The following is a 14,983-nucleotide window of genomic DNA, read 5'->3' as shown; positions in this document are numbered from 1 at the left end:
CTCGCCCCCGGCACTGGGGACACAGTGGCTGGGCGAGGTAAGCCACCGGTCCCGGCGGGGTGAGAGCCGGGTAAGAGGCCCGGCCGTAACCCCCTTCATCAGGTAGTACGTACAGAAGGGCTTGGCAGACTGGTCCCGTGCCCCACAATCTGCTGCTCGCCGAGGACGACCGCGCGATCCGCCACGCCCTGGAACGGGCCCTGAGCCTGGAGGGATACGAGGTCACCGCCGTCGCCGACGGTGTCCAGGCGCTTGCGCAGGCCCACCGCACCCCTCCTGACGTGCTCGTTCTCGATGTGATGATGCCCGGCATCGACGGCCTCCAGGTCTGTCGCGTCCTGCGTGCCGAGGGCAACCGCACCCCCATCCTGATGCTCACCGCGCTCGTCGAGACCGCGGACCGCATCGCGGGCCTGGACGCCGGCGCCGACGACTACGTGGTCAAGCCCTTCGACGTCGAAGAGGTCTTCGCCCGGCTCCGGGCCCTGCTCCGGCGTACGGGCGCCCCCGACGACGTACCCAGCGAACCGCAGCGCACGCCCGATGGCCAGATCGCCGCCGCGGGACTGCGCCTCGATCCGCAGGCCCGGCGGGTCTGGCGGGGCGCGCGGGAGATCGAGCTGACGCGCACCGAGTTCGACCTGCTGGAGCTGCTCGTCCGCAACGCCGGCATCGTGCTGGACCACACCACCATCTACGACCGCATCTGGGGCTACGACTTCGGGCCGGGATCCAAGAACCTCGCCGTGTACGTCGGCTATTTGCGGCGCAAGCTCGACGAGCCGGGGGCGGCCGGTGTCCCCGGTGCACCCGCCGCGCCCTCGCCGATCCACACCGTGCGGGGCGTGGGGTACGTGCTGAGGGAGGACTGAGTGCGGCCGCGACCCACGGGCGTGCGGACCGGTCGGCCGGGCCGGCTCGGGCGGTGGGTGGCGCGGGCCAGGCTGTCGTCGCTGCGGACCACCTTCACGGTGTCGTTCGCGGCCGTCGCCGCGGCCGTCACCGTCCTCGTCGGGTTCCTGTCGTACGACGCCGCCGCCCGGCTCGTGCGCGTGGACCAGCAGACCGTGTTCGAGGGCGTCGTACAGGACCTGCTCGACGAGGTGCGCCGCAACCCGCTGGGGCCCGCGGACTTCGCCACGGCCGGCGCGGGCGGCGGTCCGCGCGGCGAGCTCGTCCGGCCCGGCGGCACGGTCGTACAGGTCCTGGGGCCGGACGGGTCGGTCGTCGACCGGGGCCGGACGCCGCTGCCCGTGGACGCCGCCGACCGCCCGATCGCGTCTGCGCGGTCCGCCGGGCGGCTGGTGGAGCACCGGGACGTCGACGTCGGCGATGACGTGTACCGCGTCGCGACCGTCTCGCTCGGTGGCGGGCGGGGCGCCGTACAGGTGGCGCAGGAGTTCAGCGGTACGGAGGACCTGCTGCGCGACCTCCAGCAGCGGACCGTGCTGCTGGTGGGCGCCGTGGTGATCGCCGCCGGGCTCTTCGGCTGGTGGCTGGCCCGTCGCATCACCTCGCGCCTGGTACGGCTCGCGGGGGCCGCCGAGGATGTGGCACGCACCGGGCGGCTCGGCATCCAGGTGCCGGTCACCGGGTACGACGAGGTGGCCCGGCTCGGCCGTTCCTTCGACCGCATGCTGGGCCGTCTCGCCCAGTCCGAGGACGACCAGCGGCGCCTCGTCCAGGACGCGGGACACGAGCTGCGTACGCCCCTGACCTCGCTGCGCACCAACATCTCGATACTGCGCCGGATCGACGAACTGCCGCCCGCCGTCCGCGAGGAACTGGTCGACGACCTCGCCCAGGAGTCCCGTGAGCTGACCGACCTGGTCAACGAGCTGGTCGCGCTGGCGGCCGGCCAGTCCGACACCGAGCCGCCGCGGCGGGTGACCCTCGGCGACCTCGCGGACGACGTGGCGGTGGCGGCGCGCCGGCGCACGGGGCGGGCCGTGACGGTACGGGTGTCCGGGGACACGGTGGTCGACGGGCGGCCCGCGGCGCTGCAGCGGGCGATGTCCAACCTGGTGGACAACGCGGCGAAGTTCGACCGGGGCGGGAGCGGGCCGATCGAGCTCGTCGTGACGCGCGCCGACCGTGACACCGTCCGGGTCGAGGTCCTGGACCGCGGGCCCGGCATCGCCCAGGAGGATCTCGACCGGGTCTTCGACCGCTTCTACCGCGCGCCGGACGCGCGGAGCCTGCCCGGTTCCGGACTCGGCCTGTCGATCGTCCGAGAGGTGGCGGACGCCCACGGGGGAGAGCCGTTCGCCGGGCGCCGGGATGGCGGCGGGTCGGTGACGGGCTTCACCGTCGCCGGATGACCGGGAAGACCGGGAAGACCGGGATGGCAGGGACGGGAGACAGGGGGACAGGGTGGGCAGGGGTGTGTGCAGGGTGGACGGGGCTGACCGGTTTCATGGCCGCCGGCCGCCGGCCGCCGGCCGCCGGCCGCCGACCACTTGGCCACCAGGCCACCCGATCCGGGCCACCGGGCCACCGGGGCGACCGGGCCACTCGGCCACTCGGCCACCGGGCTACCGGGGCGACCAGACCGACCGGCCACCGGGGCGACCCGGCCACCCGGCCACCGGGGCGACCCGGCGACCCGGCGACCCGGCCACCGGGCCGACCAGGCCACCCGGCCACCCGGCCGATCGGCCATCGTGGCTGTCGGCCGGCCGGGCTCATGGCCGTCGGCCGACGTGGCCGTGGCCGTCGGCCGACCAGGGCCGTGACCGTCGGCCCGCCGGGGGCGTGACCGTCGGCCCGCCGGGGGCGCGGGCGTCACCAGCCCTCTCGTAGGTCGTCGTCCTCGCCCTCCTCCAGCAGGGTCGCCGCCTCGCCCACGACCCTCGGGTCCGGCTCCCCGACCACCTCGTGGTCCTTGTCCGTGTAGTCGAAGCGGGCCAGCACACTGCGCATGGCCTCGACGCGGGCCCGCTTCTTGTCGTTGCTCTTCACCACGGTCCACGGGGCCTGCTCGGTGTCCGTCTCGCGGAACATGGCGACCTTCGCGGCGGTGTAGTCGTCCCACAGGTCCAGCGAGGCGAGGTCCATCGGGCTGAGCTTCCACTGCCGTACGGGATCGACCTGGCGGATCGTGAAGCGGGTGCGCTGCTCACCCTGCGACACCGAGAACCAGAACTTCACCAGGTCCACGCCGTCGTCGACGAGCATCCGCTCGAAACCGGGCGCCTGCCGCATGAAACGGCGGTACTCGTCGTCCGAGCAGAAGCCCATGACCCGCTCGACGCCCGCGCGGTTGTACCAGGAACGGTCGAAGAGCACGATCTCCCCGGCGGTCGGCAGATGCTCCACATAACGCTGGAAGTACCACTGCCCGCGCTCGCGCTCGGTCGGCTTCTCCAGGGCCACCACCCGGGCGCCGCGCGGGTTCATATGCTCGGTGAAGCGTTTGATCGTGCCGCCCTTGCCGGCCGCGTCCCGCCCCTCGAAGAGGACGACGAGCCGGCGCCCCGTCTCCTTGATCCAGCCCTGCAGCTTCAGCAGCTCGATCTGCTGCAGCCGCTTGTGCAGGTCGTACTCCGCGCGCTCCATGCGCCGCGCGTACGGGTAGTTCTCCCGCCAGGTGTCCACCGGGGTGCCGTCCGGCCGGATCAGCACCGGGTCGTCGTGGTCGGTGTAGTCGACGCTCATGCCGCTCAGCAGCTCGGTCATGTCTCTCCCAGGAGTGTCGGTGCGGACTGTCGGCGCAACGGCGAAGGGTCAGTGGAACGTGTTCAGTGGAACCGCGGCACGATCAAGTGGATTCCGTACGCCACGACGGCCGCGCACGCCGGGAAGCAGAGCCCGGCCACGCCCAGCCCCACCGCGTCGGTACCGCCGTCGCCCTCCCGCGCCGCCTCCGCGCGGGCCGGGCCCAGCACACCGAGGGCGAAGACCACGACCGTCGCGACCGTGACTGCCGTGCTCACCGCGGCGACCTCTCCGAGACCTGTCCGGTCCAGCTGCATCGTTCGTACCTTCCTGCTCTCCTGGTTCTTCCCGGTTTCCGGCGATCCAGATCATGTCCGCGGAACACACCTGCGTGGTCGACAGCGCGAAACCGAGGTGCGCGGAGGTCGGGATCACCGCCGTGCAGGACGCCTCCGCCGCGAAGCCCGGGACCGGCGCCGATCCGGTACGCCAGGTACGTCGGGTACGTCGCGATCAGCGTGGCCACGCCCGCGCCACCAGCGGTGAGGCGACCGCCGGGATCAGCACCTTCTCGGCGACCTTGCCGAAGTGCGCGTCGTGCGCGTCGTGCGCGCCGATGGAGACGGCCATCGCGTTCGCCGTGTCGTGGATGCCGTTGGTGAAGTCGAAGGCGAGGGCCGTGACGACGACGACAGCCACGAGGAACGTGATGTGGTCCATGGGCGCGATGGAAGCAAGCGGAGGCGTACGGACGGCGACGTACAGGCAAAGGGCCTGCAAGCGTGTGGCGAGGGCGGAGCCGAACGGAAGGGGTCTGACGGAGGCCCGCCGAGCGGGGGCCGGCCGGGGCGGGGGGTGAAAGCTGCTACATATTTTCTAGTCATTCATAGTCATCTCTGGTCGCACGTCTCGCGTTTTGGTCTCGTGAAGCTTTCGGAGTGGGCCCGTCAGCAGGGCGTGAGCTACCAGATCGCCTGGCGGTGGGTGAAGGACGGGAAGATGCCCGTCCCGGTGCGCCAGGCACCGTCCGGGACGTGGCTGGTCGACCAGGTCGCCGTCCAGCCGTCCGGGCGGGTGGTGGCGTACTGCCGCGTGTCGTGCGCTGACCAGAAGGCCGGCCTTGAGCGGCAGGCCGCCCGGGTCGTGTCCGGCGCGAACGGGCTGGGCCTGGCTGTCGCCGAGGTCGTCGCCGAGGTCGGCTCCGGGTTGAACGGCCGGCGCCGCAAGCTGCACCGGGTACTGTCCGACCCGCAGGCGGCGGTGATCGTGGTCGAGCACCGTGACCGGCTGGCCCGGTTCGGTGTCGAGCACCTCGAAGCCGTGCTGTCGGCGTCCGGGCGGCGCCTGGTCGTTCTCGACCCGACCGAGACGGCTGACGACCTGGTGGGGGACATCACCGAGGTGCTCACGTCGATGTGCGCGCGCCTGTACGGGCGGCAGGCGGCGAAGAACCGCGCCGCCCGCGCGGTGGCTGTGGCGACCGGCGAGGACGCCGGGTGAAGAAGTTCCAGCCTCAGCCCGGGTTCGTGATGCAGGCGTTCCGGTTCGCCCTGGACCCGAACGCCGCCCAGGAGACCGCGCTGCGTTCGCACTGCGGCGGGGCGCGTGCCGCCTACAACTGGGCTGTCGGCTGGGTCGAGGCGTCGTGGTGGCAGCGCAGGGCCGAGGAGACGTACGGCGTTCTGGAGGCGGAGCTGACCGAGTGGCGGCCGTGGTCGCTGCCGTCGCTGCGGAAGGCGTTCAACGCCGCCAAGCACACCGATGCGAGGTTCGCCGCCTGGTGGGAGGAGAACTCCAAGGAGGCGTACTCCACCGGGCTGGCAGGCGCCGCTGCCGCGTTCGACAACTACAGCAAGTCCAAGCGCGGGCAGCGCAAGGGCAAGCGGGTAGGTGCGCCCCGGTTCAAGTCGAAGCGCAAGACGCGCCTTGCCTGCCGGTTCACCACCGGCACGATCCGTGTCGAGCCCGGCGGCCGACACGTGACGCTGCCCCGGCTCGGCACGATCCGCACCCACGAGCCCACCGTCAAGCTCCTGGCCCGCGTCAGGGCCGGGACGGCCCGCATCCTGTCCGCGACCGTCCGCCACGAGCGGGGACGCTGGTTCGTCTCCTTCCAGGCGGAGGTCAAGCGCGACCTCGAACGCGTGGCGCGCCCGGACACAGCGGTCGGTATCGACCTCGGCGTGAAGACCCTCGCGGTGATGGCCGACAGCACGGGCGAGATCCGAACCGTCGCGAATCCCGGGCACTACGACGCCGCGCGCAAGCAGTTGCGCCGCGCCTCCCGGACCGTGTCCCGCCGTCAGGGCCCGGACCGGCGCACCGGACGCAAGCCGTCGAAGCGGTGGGAGAAAGCCAACGCCGCACGCAACCGCGTGCACCACCGGGTGGCGAACCTCCGCGAAGACGCCCTGCACAAGCTCACCACGAGCGTTGCCGCCGAGTACGGCACCGTCGTGGCCGAGGACCTCAACGTCGCCGGGATGCTCCGCAACCGGCGCCTGGCCCGCCGGATCGCCGACGCCGGATTCGGGGAGATCCGCCGCCAGCTCGGCTACAAGACCCGCCGGCGCCACGCCACCCGCCTCGTAGTCGCCGACCGTTGGTATCCCTCCTCCAAGACCTGCTCCGGGTGCGGCGCGGTGAAAGCCAAGCTGCCGCTGCACATCCGGATCTACGAATGCGACGCCTGCGGCCTGATCATCGACCGGGACGAAAACGCCGCGCTCAACCTCGCCGCTCTCGCGGCCGCATGCTCGACCGGTACCGGAGTGGCCGGAGACCGGGGCACCCCCAAGCGGGTGCCGAAGCCTCGCGGAGCCGACCGTAAGACCCGCGCCACCCGCCCCCGTCGTATGACGGAGGCGGGGCGGGCAGGTGGCGCAGCCCTGCCGCAGCAGCGGCGGACAGAAACGAGAGACCGTACTCAAGCCGAAGCCCTCACGCTCTGGTGACGAGACGGACCTTCCGGGCCGAAATGCCCGGAATGCTGAGACCTGACTACGGCCTCGGCAACGGTGTCGCTACGTACACCCCCCGATACGGGTTCTGCGCCCCATGTGCCCGCCTCCCCTTCTCCGTAGCGTCTTTCGCGGGGCACAGGCAGTGCCCGACAGCGGGGCGCGGACCGTGCCCGACGGAGGCTGATGACGATGTTTCGCCGAACCGGCACCGACCGACGTACCACCGACCGACGTATCACTGATCGACGTCCGCACGACCACGGCGCGGGCGCCGCCGAGATGGCCCTGCGGCTGGTCAAGGTCAGCAAGACGTACGGGAGCGACGACAGCTCCGTGACCGCGCTGGACGAGGTGACGCTCAGCCTGGCGAGCGGCACCTTCACCGCCGTGATGGGCCCCTCGGGCTCCGGCAAGTCCACGCTGCTGCAGTGCGCGGCCGGACTCGACCGGCCCGACAGCGGCATCGTGATGGTCGACGGGGCGGAGATGACCGGCGGCACCGAGACCGAACTGACGAAGTTCCGCCGCAACCGGATCGGCTTCGTCTTCCAGCAGTACAACCTGCTCGACACGCTCACCGTGGCGCAGAACACGGTCCTGCCGCTGAAGCTCGCCCGGCGCCGCGTCAACCGGGACCGGGTGCGGGAGACCCTGACCGCCGTCGGTCTCGGCGACCGCCTCGGCCACCGGCCCGACCAGCTCTCCGGCGGCCAGCGCCAGCGCGTCGCCATCGCCCGCGCCCTGGTGACCGAGCCGAGCGTGATCTTCGCGGACGAGCCGACCGGCGCCCTGGACACGCGCAGCGCGCGGGACGTCCTGCGGCTCCTCCAGGACGCGGTACGCCTCCACGGCCGTACGGTCGTCATGGTGACCCACGACCCGGTCGCGGCCTCGTACGCCGACTCGGTGCTGTTCCTCGCGGACGGCCGGCTCGCGGGCGAGATGCCCCGGCCGACCGTGGACGCGGTGGCCGAGCGCCTCGCGCACCTCGGCGACGACGTGATGGCGGGGGCGTGACCGCGATGTTCACCGTGCTCACCCTGGCGACGCGTTCCGTACGGCAGCGCCCCGGGCGCTTCGCCGCGACCCTGCTGTCCGCCTTCCTGGGCGCGGCGATCATCATGACGTTCAACTCGATGCACGACACGGCCGGTGCGCCGGGTGTCGACTCCGTCAGTTCGGAGACCCTGTCCACCGCGGCGGGCGTCGTCGGCGGCTACGGCACCCTCCTGGTGTTCTTCGCCGTCGCCTCCACCCTCACGGTGAACGTGCGCCAGCGCTCCGCCGAGATCGAGCTGCTGCGCTGCTCCGGGGCCACGCCCGCGCAGATCAAGCGGATGGTCGTCGGGGAGTCGGTGGCCGTCGCCCTGGTGGGCGCGCTGCTCGCCGTCGGCCCCGCGATGCTCGGCGGGCGGGTCCTGCTCGACGTGTTCCAGGACAGCGGGCAGGTCAACGAGTCCGTCGACCACACCTTCGGACCCATCGCCCTGTACTCGGGCCTCGGCATCACGGTGCTCGCCGCGGCGGGGGCGGCGTTCCTCGCGGTGCGCCGGGCGACCACCGGCCGGCGCCGGTCGCGGGGCAGAGGGCGCGGGTTCCTCGCCCTCGCGTCCCTGGTCCTCGGCACCCTGTCGATCTGCGCCACCTTCGCCGTCTCCTCGACGGACGCCGCGCTGATGGCACCGCCCGCGTACGGCTCGATCCTGCTCGCGGTCGGCTTCGCGCTCCTGTCGCCGAGGCTGCTACGGGCGCTGCTCGGCCGGCTGCCGCTGACGGGTCCGAGCGGCTATCTCGCCGTACGTGGCATGCGGGTGCGGGCCGCCCAACTGTCCGGTGTGCTCGTGCCGTTGATCCTCTTCATCGGCATGGCCACGGCCACGCTCCACATGCAGGCGGTCGAGAACGACGCGATCGACGCGGCGGGTGTCCCCAAGTCGGTCGACGCGAAGAACCTCGAAACGCTCAACCTCACGGTCGTCGGCATCATCGTGGTCTTCTCCTGCATCATGCTGGTCAACTCCCTGTACGCGGCGACGATTTACCGGCGCAAGGAGTTCGGGCAGCAGCGGCTCGCGGGGGCGACTCCGGGGCAGGTCCTCGGCATGGTGGCCATCGAGTCACTGGTCCTCACGGTGACGGGCGTCTTCTTCGGTACGGCGGCGGCGCTGGCCGGGATCATCTCCTTCACCACGGTCCGCACGGACTCGGTCCTGCCGGACCAGGGGCTGGGGATCTGGCTCGGGGTCGTGGCGGTGGCTGTTGCGGTGACGATGGGGACGAGCCTTGTCACCGCGTGGCGGGTGCTGCGGGCACCGGCGATCAGCGCGGTGGCGCTGGCCGCTTAGGGTGCGCTTGGAGGGTGCGGGTCCGCCGTGGCTGGTCGCGCCGTTCCCCGCGCCCCTGAGAATCAAAGACTGCGCCGTTCCCCGCGCCCCCAAAGGATTGCGCCGTTCCCCGCGCCCCTTGGGGGCTGCGCCCCCTGAAGGTCAGGGCCAGACCAGACAGTACGGCTGATGCCCCGCCTCATGGAGGCGGTGGCTGAAGTCCTGCCATTCGTGGAGGAGTTGGTAGACGTTGTACGCGTCGCGGGGGCCGCCGCGGTCCGGGACCGTCGACCAGATGAAGGCTGCCGCGCCCACGGCCTCCTCGCCTATGCCGCGGAGCGGGTCGACGACCGTCATGGGAAGCCTGACGACGGCGTAGTCCGGGTGGAGGACGACCAGTTCGAGCGGGGGCACCTTGTTCAGGGGTATGCCCTCGATGCCGGTGAGGACCATCGCGGCCATCGTCTCCGGCTTGATCTTCGTGAACATGCCGTTCATACCGAGCTCGTCGCCGCCGAGCTCCTCCGGGCGCATGGAGATGGGGACGCGGGCGGCGGTCGCGCCGTCCGGAGCCCCGAAGTATTTGTAGGTCACCCCCACCCGGCCACCATTCCCGCTGCTTCCTGGCCTGAGCTGGTCCGCCCCGCGGTCCGTGTAGTCCATACCGTCCATACGCGCGGACGGGTCGATCCGCTCAGGTTCGCCCTGCGACCCTTGAGTCTGCCGTGCCTCGGCCGCTTCCGCCTCGCGCCGGTGCTTCCCCCGCCGGGCACGCCGAGGACCGAGGTCATCGGTCCCCTCGCCCAGTCCGCCACCGCGATGCATATCTCCACCCGACTGCTTTTCCAGGGCTCGCGACCCCCGCCACGCAACCCGATCATCGTGACAGTGACCTCCCCCACGGCCGCACGCCGAAACGTGCGTTGAAACACCTGTCCGCAGGATCTTCGCAGCCTCTGACACCATGGTCCGTGTGAGCTATCCGTACGAAGCCCCAGTTTCGCAGACTCTCTTCGACCGTGCGGCGGCCGTGACGCCCGGCGGCGTGAACTCTCCCGTCCGGGCGTTCCGCGCCGTGGGCGGTACGCCCCGGTTCATGGTGTCCGGTAACGGTCCATACCTGACGGATGCCGACGGGAGGGAATATGTGGACCTCGTTTGTTCCTGGGGGCCGATGATCCTCGGCCACTCCCACCCCGAGGTCATCGAGGCGGTCCAGGCCGCCGTCTCACGCGGCACCTCCTTCGGTACGCCGGGGGAGGGCGAGGTCGCGCTCGCCGAGGAGATCGTCGCCCGCGTCGCACCGGTCGAGCAGGTCCGGCTCGTGTCCAGCGGCACCGAGGCGACCATGTCCGCCATCCGTCTCGCGCGCGGGTTCACCGGGCGCGCCAAGGTCGTGAAGTTCGCCGGCTGCTACCACGGACACGTCGACGCCCTGCTGGCTGCCGCGGGCAGTGGCCTCGCCACCTTCGCGCTGCCCGACACCCCGGGCGTCACCGGGGCCCAGGCCGGGGACACCATCGTCCTGCCGTACAACGACCTCGACGCCGTGCGGGCGGCCTTCCGGGCGCACCCCGGCGAGATCGCCTGTGTGATCACCGAGGCCTCGCCCGGCAACATGGGGGTCGTGCCGCCGCTGCCCGGCTTCAACCAGGGACTCAAGGACGCCTGCGCGGCGGACGGCGCCCTGTACATCTCCGACGAGGTCATGACCGGCTTCCGTACGAGCCGGGCCGGCTGGTACGGGGTGGACGGTGTCGCGCCCGACCTCATGACCTTCGGCAAGGTCATGGGCGGCGGTTTCCCGGCCGCCGCTTTCGGCGGGCGCAAGGACGTGATGGGGCACCTCGCGCCCGTCGGTCCCGTCTACCAGGCCGGCACGCTGTCCGGGAACCCGGTCGCGACCGCCGCGGGCCTCGCCCAGCTGCGGCTGCTCGACGACGCCGCGTACACCCGGCTCGACGCGGTCTCCGAGCAGATCCGTACGCTCGTCACGGACGCCCTCACCAAGGAAGGTGTGGTGCACAGACTGCAGAACGCGTCCAACATGTTCTCCGTCTTCTTCACGGGGGAGGACGTACGTCATTACGAGGACGCGAAGACGCAGGAGTCGTACCGCTTCAACGCCTTCTTCCACTCGATGCTGGCGCGGGGCGTCTACCTGCCGCCGTCGTCGTTCGAGTCCTGGTTCGTGTCGACGGCGCACGACGACCGGGCGGTACAGCGGATCGCCGACGCCCTTCCGGCGGCGGCACGGGCAGCAGCGGAGGCCACGGCAGTATGAGTGACATCACCGTCGTACACGTGATGCGGCACGGCGAGGTCGAGAACCCGGACGGACTGCTCTACGGGCGGCTGCCCGGCTACCACCTGTCCGAGCTGGGGCAGCGGATGGCCGAGCGGGTCGCCGAGCACCTCGCACCGCGTGACATCACGCACGTCGTCTCCTCCCCGCTGGAGCGGGCCCGCGAGACGGCCACGCCGGTCGCCGAGACGCACGGTCTCGACCTCGCGACCGACGCGCGGCTGATCGAGGCGGAGAACGTCTTCCAGGGCAAGGCCTTCGGGGTCGGGGACGGGGCGCTGCGCAAGCCCGAGAACTGGAAGCACCTGGTCAACCCGTTCAAGCCGTCCTGGGGCGAGCCGTACCTGGAGCAGGTCGTACGGATGATGGGGGCGCTGGACGCGGCTCGGGACGCGGCTCGGGGGCATGAGGCCGTGTGCGTCAGCCATCAGCTGCCGATCTGGATCCTGCGATCCTTCGTGGAGCGGCGGCGGTTGTGGCACGACCCGCGGAAGCGGCAGTGCACGCTGGCGTCCCTGACCACGTTCACGTACCAGGGCGACAAGATCGTGTCCGTGGGGTACACCGAGCCGGCCCGGGATCTTGTGCCCGCGCATCTCCTGGCGGGGGCCAAGCCGGTGAAGGGTAAGTCCAAGGCTTTCGGGGCGTAGCTTTTCGGCTCCGCCCGGCTTGCTCGTTCTACTGGTGCGGGTGCGTTCTCATGGTGCGGGTGCGTTCTCATGGTGCGGGCGTGTGCTCATCGTGCGGGCGCGTGGGGGTGGGCCGCGCAGTTCCCCGCGCCCCTGAAAGCCGGGGCCGCGCCCCGGCCCCAACCACCCCGCGGCGCGACAAGCCCCGGCCGGGTCCGCAGGCGAACAACACTCCGTACCTCCGTGCCCCCTGCCGCGGAGCGGCCCGGTTCCCTTCTGTTCGTTACAAGTTCGCCATCGGACAGTCACCGAAATATCTAAGTGCGCGGGGGAACCCCCCTGTTCGTCGTGCCCTCTCACTCTGTGCCCAGATTGCTTGGGCGCCGAGCACGACGAATGGGGACGGAAATGCGCGACATCAGCCGAAGGGGAATGCTGGGGATCGGAGCCGGAGCCGCGGCTGCCATGGGGATCGCGGGCTGCGGTACCGCTCTCGGAGGCGGCTCCCACGGCGTCGGCGGTTCCGGAAAGCCTGGTGACAGTGGTGGCGGCCGTCCCGCCCGCCCTCTCGGCGACGGCTCCACCACCTTCACCGGAAAGCAGCCCAAGCAGCCCGAGAAGCCCGTTCCCCTGCAACCCGGCGAAACCCCGCCGCAGTTCGTCGTCTTTTCCTGGGACGGTGCGGGAGACGTCGGCAACGGACTCTTCGAGCGATTCCTGAAGCTCGCCGAAGAGCACGACGCGCGAATGACGTTCTTTCTCTCCGGGCTCTATCTCCTGCCCGAGTCGAAAAAGCGCAAGTACCTTCCGCCGAACAACGCGCCGGGTGCGTCCGACATCGGTTATCTGACGGACGACCACATCAAGTCGACGCTGAAGAACCTCCGGCGGGCCTGGCTCGACGGACACGAGATCGGCACCCACTTCAACGGCCACTTCTGCGGCGGCACCGGCACGGTGGAGAACTGGACGCCGGCCCAGTGGCGCAGCGAGATCGACCAGGCGAAGGCCTTCGTCAAGGAGTGGCGTACGAACACGGGCTGGAGCGAGAAGGAGGTGCCCTCGCTGCCCTTCGACTACGAGAAGGAACTCGTCGGCGGTCGCACCCCCTGCCTGAAGGGCCAGGACAACCTGCTGCCCACCGCCCGCGAGCTCGGCTGGCGCTACGACGCCTCCTCGCCCGGCGGCACCCAGGTCTGGCCGGGCAGGAAGGAGGGCGTCTGGGACCTGCCGCTCCAGGCGATGCCCTTCCCCGGGCACACCTTCGAGGTCCTCTCCATGGACTACAACATCCTCGCGAACCAGTCGGTGAACTCGACCCAGGCCCCGCCCGCCAACTACCCGGCCTGGCGCAGGCAGGCGACCGACTCGTACATAGCGGGCTTCACGCGTACCTACGAGACGAACCGCGCGCCCTTCTTCATAGGCAACCACTTCGAGGAGTGGAACGGCGGCATCTACATGGACGCCGTCGAGAACGCGCTGAAGCACATCGCGGGCAAGAAGGACGTACGCCTGGTGTCGTTCCGCCAGTTCGTGGACTGGCTCGACGTGCAGGACGCGGCCGTGCTGGAGAAGCTGAGGTCGCTGGCTGTGGGGCAGGAGCCGGCCGGTGGCTGGAAGGCCTTCCTCGGTCGGGACCAGGCCGCCTGAACCCCGCGAGGGGGGTGCGCAAGATCCCCGGAACGGACATGCGAAACTTTTCACATGAGTGCCGCCAGCCGTGCCGTCCAGCGCACCGACCGGACCCGTAGCCGCGCCGCCGTACTGACCGGAGCGGCCGTCGCCGCGGCGCTGCTGCTGTCCGCGTGCGGCTCCGGGGGCAAGTCCGGCGGGTCGGGTGACACCGGTTTCGTCACCGGCTCCGACGGCATCGCCACGGTCGGCAAGGGCAGCCGCGCACAGGCGCCCGAGCTGTCGGGCAGGACGATCGACGGCAAGCAGCTCGACGTGGCCGACTACAAGGGCAAGATCGTCGTCCTGAACGTCTGGGGCTCCTGGTGCGGCCCGTGCCGCCTGGAGGCCAAGAACTTCGTCAAGGTCTCCGAGGACCTCAAGGACCAGGGCGTGCAGTTCGTCGGCATCAACACCCGGGACACCAGCACCACCCCGGCGATCGCCTTCGAGAAGGCGCACGGCGTCGAGTACCCGAGTCTGTACGACCCGACGGGCAAGCTGATGCTCCGCTTCAAGAAGGGCACGCTCAACCCGCAGACGATCCCCTCCACGCTCGTCCTCGACCGGGACGGGAAGGTCGCCTCCCGGTCGCTGTCCGCGCTCAGCGAGGACAATCTGCGCAAGATGCTCAAGCCGATCCTCGCGGAGAAGTGACCGCTCGTGTCTCTTCTCGTGGCCGCGGGCACCGACCTCAACCGGACCGTCCTCGACGGGGCGCTGGTGCTCGCCATTCCGATCGCCCTGCTCGGCGGGCTCGTCTCCTTCTTCTCCCCGTGCGTACTGCCGCTCGTGCCCGGCTATCTGTCGTACGTCACCGGGGTCAGCGGCACCGACCTGGCCGAGGCGCGACGCGGCCGGATGGTCGCCGGGGCCTCGCTGTTCGTGCTCGGCTTCACCGCCGTGTTCGTCTCCGGCGGGGCGCTCTTCGGCTACTTCGGTTCGACCCTGCAGGAGCACAAGGACACGATGTCCAAGGTGCTCGGCGTCCTCATGGTCCTCATGGGTGTGTTCTTCCTGGGGATGATGCCCTGGCTGACCCAGCGCGAGTTCCGCTTCCACAAGCGTCCTGTCGCCGGCCTGGTCGGGGCGCCTCTGCTGGGCGCGCTCTTCGGGATCGGCTGGACGCCGTGCATCGGACCGACGCTCGCCTCCGTGCTGGCGCTCTCGTCCGACCAGGCGAGCGCCGGTCGCGGGGCCATACTGACGGTCGCGTACTGCGTCGGTCTCGGCGTGCCCTTCGTCGTCGCCGCCGTCGCCTTCCGCAAGGCGCTCGGCGCCTTCGGCTGGGTCAAGCGCCACTACGTGTGGGTCATGCGGATCGGCGGCGCAATGATGATCGCGACCGGTCTGCTCCTGCTGACCGGCGCGTGGGACGGCATCGTGCAGGAGATGCAGGGCTGGTCCGACGGCTTCACGGTAGGGATCTGA

Annotated in this window: 15 protein-coding genes; 11 read left to right on the top strand and 4 right to left on the bottom strand. The window is 70.9% G+C overall.

Features of this window, described 5'->3' with window-relative positions:
* Positions 1 to 137: 137 nt before the first annotated feature.
* Together ACIOKD_RS17415 and ACIOKD_RS17410 are read left to right on the top strand one after the other, a co-directional pair.
* The gene (locus tag ACIOKD_RS17415; protein WP_402084242.1) at positions 138 to 872 is read left to right on the top strand and encodes a response regulator transcription factor; all 735 of its coding nucleotides are present in this window, start codon (positions 138 to 140) and stop codon (positions 870 to 872) included.
* Positions 873 to 893: 21 nt separating this feature from the next.
* Positions 894 to 2,321, top strand: a complete 1,428-nt coding sequence (locus tag ACIOKD_RS17410) for an ATP-binding protein (RefSeq protein WP_402084366.1) — start codon at positions 894 to 896, stop codon at positions 2,319 to 2,321.
* Positions 2,322 to 2,784: 463 nt separating this feature from the next.
* Here the strand turns inward: ACIOKD_RS17410 and ppk2 are convergent, their stop codons facing one another.
* From ppk2 to ACIOKD_RS17395, 3 genes are all read right to left on the bottom strand, one after another.
* Positions 2,785 to 3,678: a polyphosphate kinase 2 gene (ppk2, locus tag ACIOKD_RS17405; protein ID WP_402084239.1), complete on the bottom strand. Its 894-nt coding sequence runs from the start codon at positions 3,676 to 3,678 to the stop codon at positions 2,785 to 2,787.
* Positions 3,679 to 3,740: 62 nt separating this feature from the next.
* Entirely contained in the window at positions 3,741 to 3,974 is a 234-nt protein-coding gene (locus ACIOKD_RS17400; RefSeq protein ID WP_402084236.1) for a hypothetical protein, read from the bottom strand.
* A 196-nt stretch (positions 3,975 to 4,170) separates the two neighbouring features.
* Positions 4,171 to 4,377 (bottom strand): hypothetical protein, encoded by a 207-nt coding sequence (locus ACIOKD_RS17395; protein WP_402084376.1) that lies wholly within the window; start codon positions 4,375 to 4,377, stop codon positions 4,171 to 4,173.
* A 204-nt stretch (positions 4,378 to 4,581) separates the two neighbouring features.
* Between ACIOKD_RS17395 and ACIOKD_RS17390 the strand changes: the two genes are divergently transcribed.
* From ACIOKD_RS17390 to ACIOKD_RS17375, 4 genes are all read left to right on the top strand, one after another.
* Positions 4,582 to 5,157, top strand: a complete 576-nt coding sequence (locus ACIOKD_RS17390) for an IS607 family transposase (protein WP_402084233.1) — start codon at positions 4,582 to 4,584, stop codon at positions 5,155 to 5,157.
* Positions 5,154 to 6,611, top strand: coding sequence for an IS607 family element RNA-guided endonuclease TnpB (gene tnpB / locus ACIOKD_RS17385; protein ID WP_402084230.1), 1,458 nt, complete (start codon positions 5,154 to 5,156; stop codon positions 6,609 to 6,611). The genes ACIOKD_RS17390 and tnpB overlap by 4 nt, the downstream gene beginning before the upstream one ends.
* A gap of 288 nt (positions 6,612 to 6,899) precedes the next feature.
* Complete coding sequence (locus tag ACIOKD_RS17380) at positions 6,900 to 7,637, top strand: ABC transporter ATP-binding protein (RefSeq protein WP_402084364.1); 738 nt, start codon at positions 6,900 to 6,902, stop codon at positions 7,635 to 7,637.
* A gap of 14 nt (positions 7,638 to 7,651) precedes the next feature.
* Entirely contained in the window at positions 7,652 to 8,965 is a 1,314-nt protein-coding gene (locus tag ACIOKD_RS17375) for an FtsX-like permease family protein (protein WP_402084362.1), read from the top strand.
* Between the two features lie 141 nt (positions 8,966 to 9,106).
* Here ACIOKD_RS17375 and ACIOKD_RS17370 read toward each other — a convergent pair whose 3' ends face one another.
* Positions 9,107 to 9,769, bottom strand: coding sequence for a hypothetical protein (locus ACIOKD_RS17370; RefSeq protein WP_402084227.1), 663 nt, complete (start codon positions 9,767 to 9,769; stop codon positions 9,107 to 9,109).
* Positions 9,770 to 9,908: 139 nt separating this feature from the next.
* Here ACIOKD_RS17370 and hemL point away from each other — a divergent pair, with 139 nt between their 5' ends.
* From hemL to ACIOKD_RS17345, 5 genes are all read left to right on the top strand, one after another.
* Positions 9,909 to 11,228, top strand: coding sequence for a glutamate-1-semialdehyde 2,1-aminomutase (hemL, locus tag ACIOKD_RS17365; RefSeq protein WP_402084224.1), 1,320 nt, complete (start codon positions 9,909 to 9,911; stop codon positions 11,226 to 11,228).
* A complete protein-coding gene (locus ACIOKD_RS17360; protein ID WP_402084221.1) occupies positions 11,225 to 11,899 on the top strand; it encodes a histidine phosphatase family protein in 675 nt (224 codons plus the stop codon). The genes hemL and ACIOKD_RS17360 overlap by 4 nt, the downstream gene beginning before the upstream one ends.
* A gap of 387 nt (positions 11,900 to 12,286) precedes the next feature.
* Complete coding sequence (locus ACIOKD_RS17355) at positions 12,287 to 13,531, top strand: hypothetical protein (RefSeq protein WP_402084218.1); 1,245 nt, start codon at positions 12,287 to 12,289, stop codon at positions 13,529 to 13,531.
* A gap of 54 nt (positions 13,532 to 13,585) precedes the next feature.
* Positions 13,586 to 14,209 (top strand): TlpA family protein disulfide reductase, encoded by a 624-nt coding sequence (locus tag ACIOKD_RS17350; RefSeq protein WP_402084215.1) that lies wholly within the window; start codon positions 13,586 to 13,588, stop codon positions 14,207 to 14,209.
* Positions 14,210 to 14,215: 6 nt separating this feature from the next.
* On the top strand, positions 14,216 to 14,983 hold the full coding sequence (locus ACIOKD_RS17345; protein WP_402084212.1) for a cytochrome c biogenesis CcdA family protein: 768 nt from the start codon (positions 14,216 to 14,218) through the stop codon (positions 14,981 to 14,983).

It is taken from the genome of Streptomyces sp. NPDC087844, from assembly GCF_044742785.1.
Lineage (GTDB): Bacteria > Actinomycetota > Actinomycetes > Streptomycetales > Streptomycetaceae > Streptomyces.
This window is presented reverse-complemented; position numbering and strand designations above follow the sequence as displayed.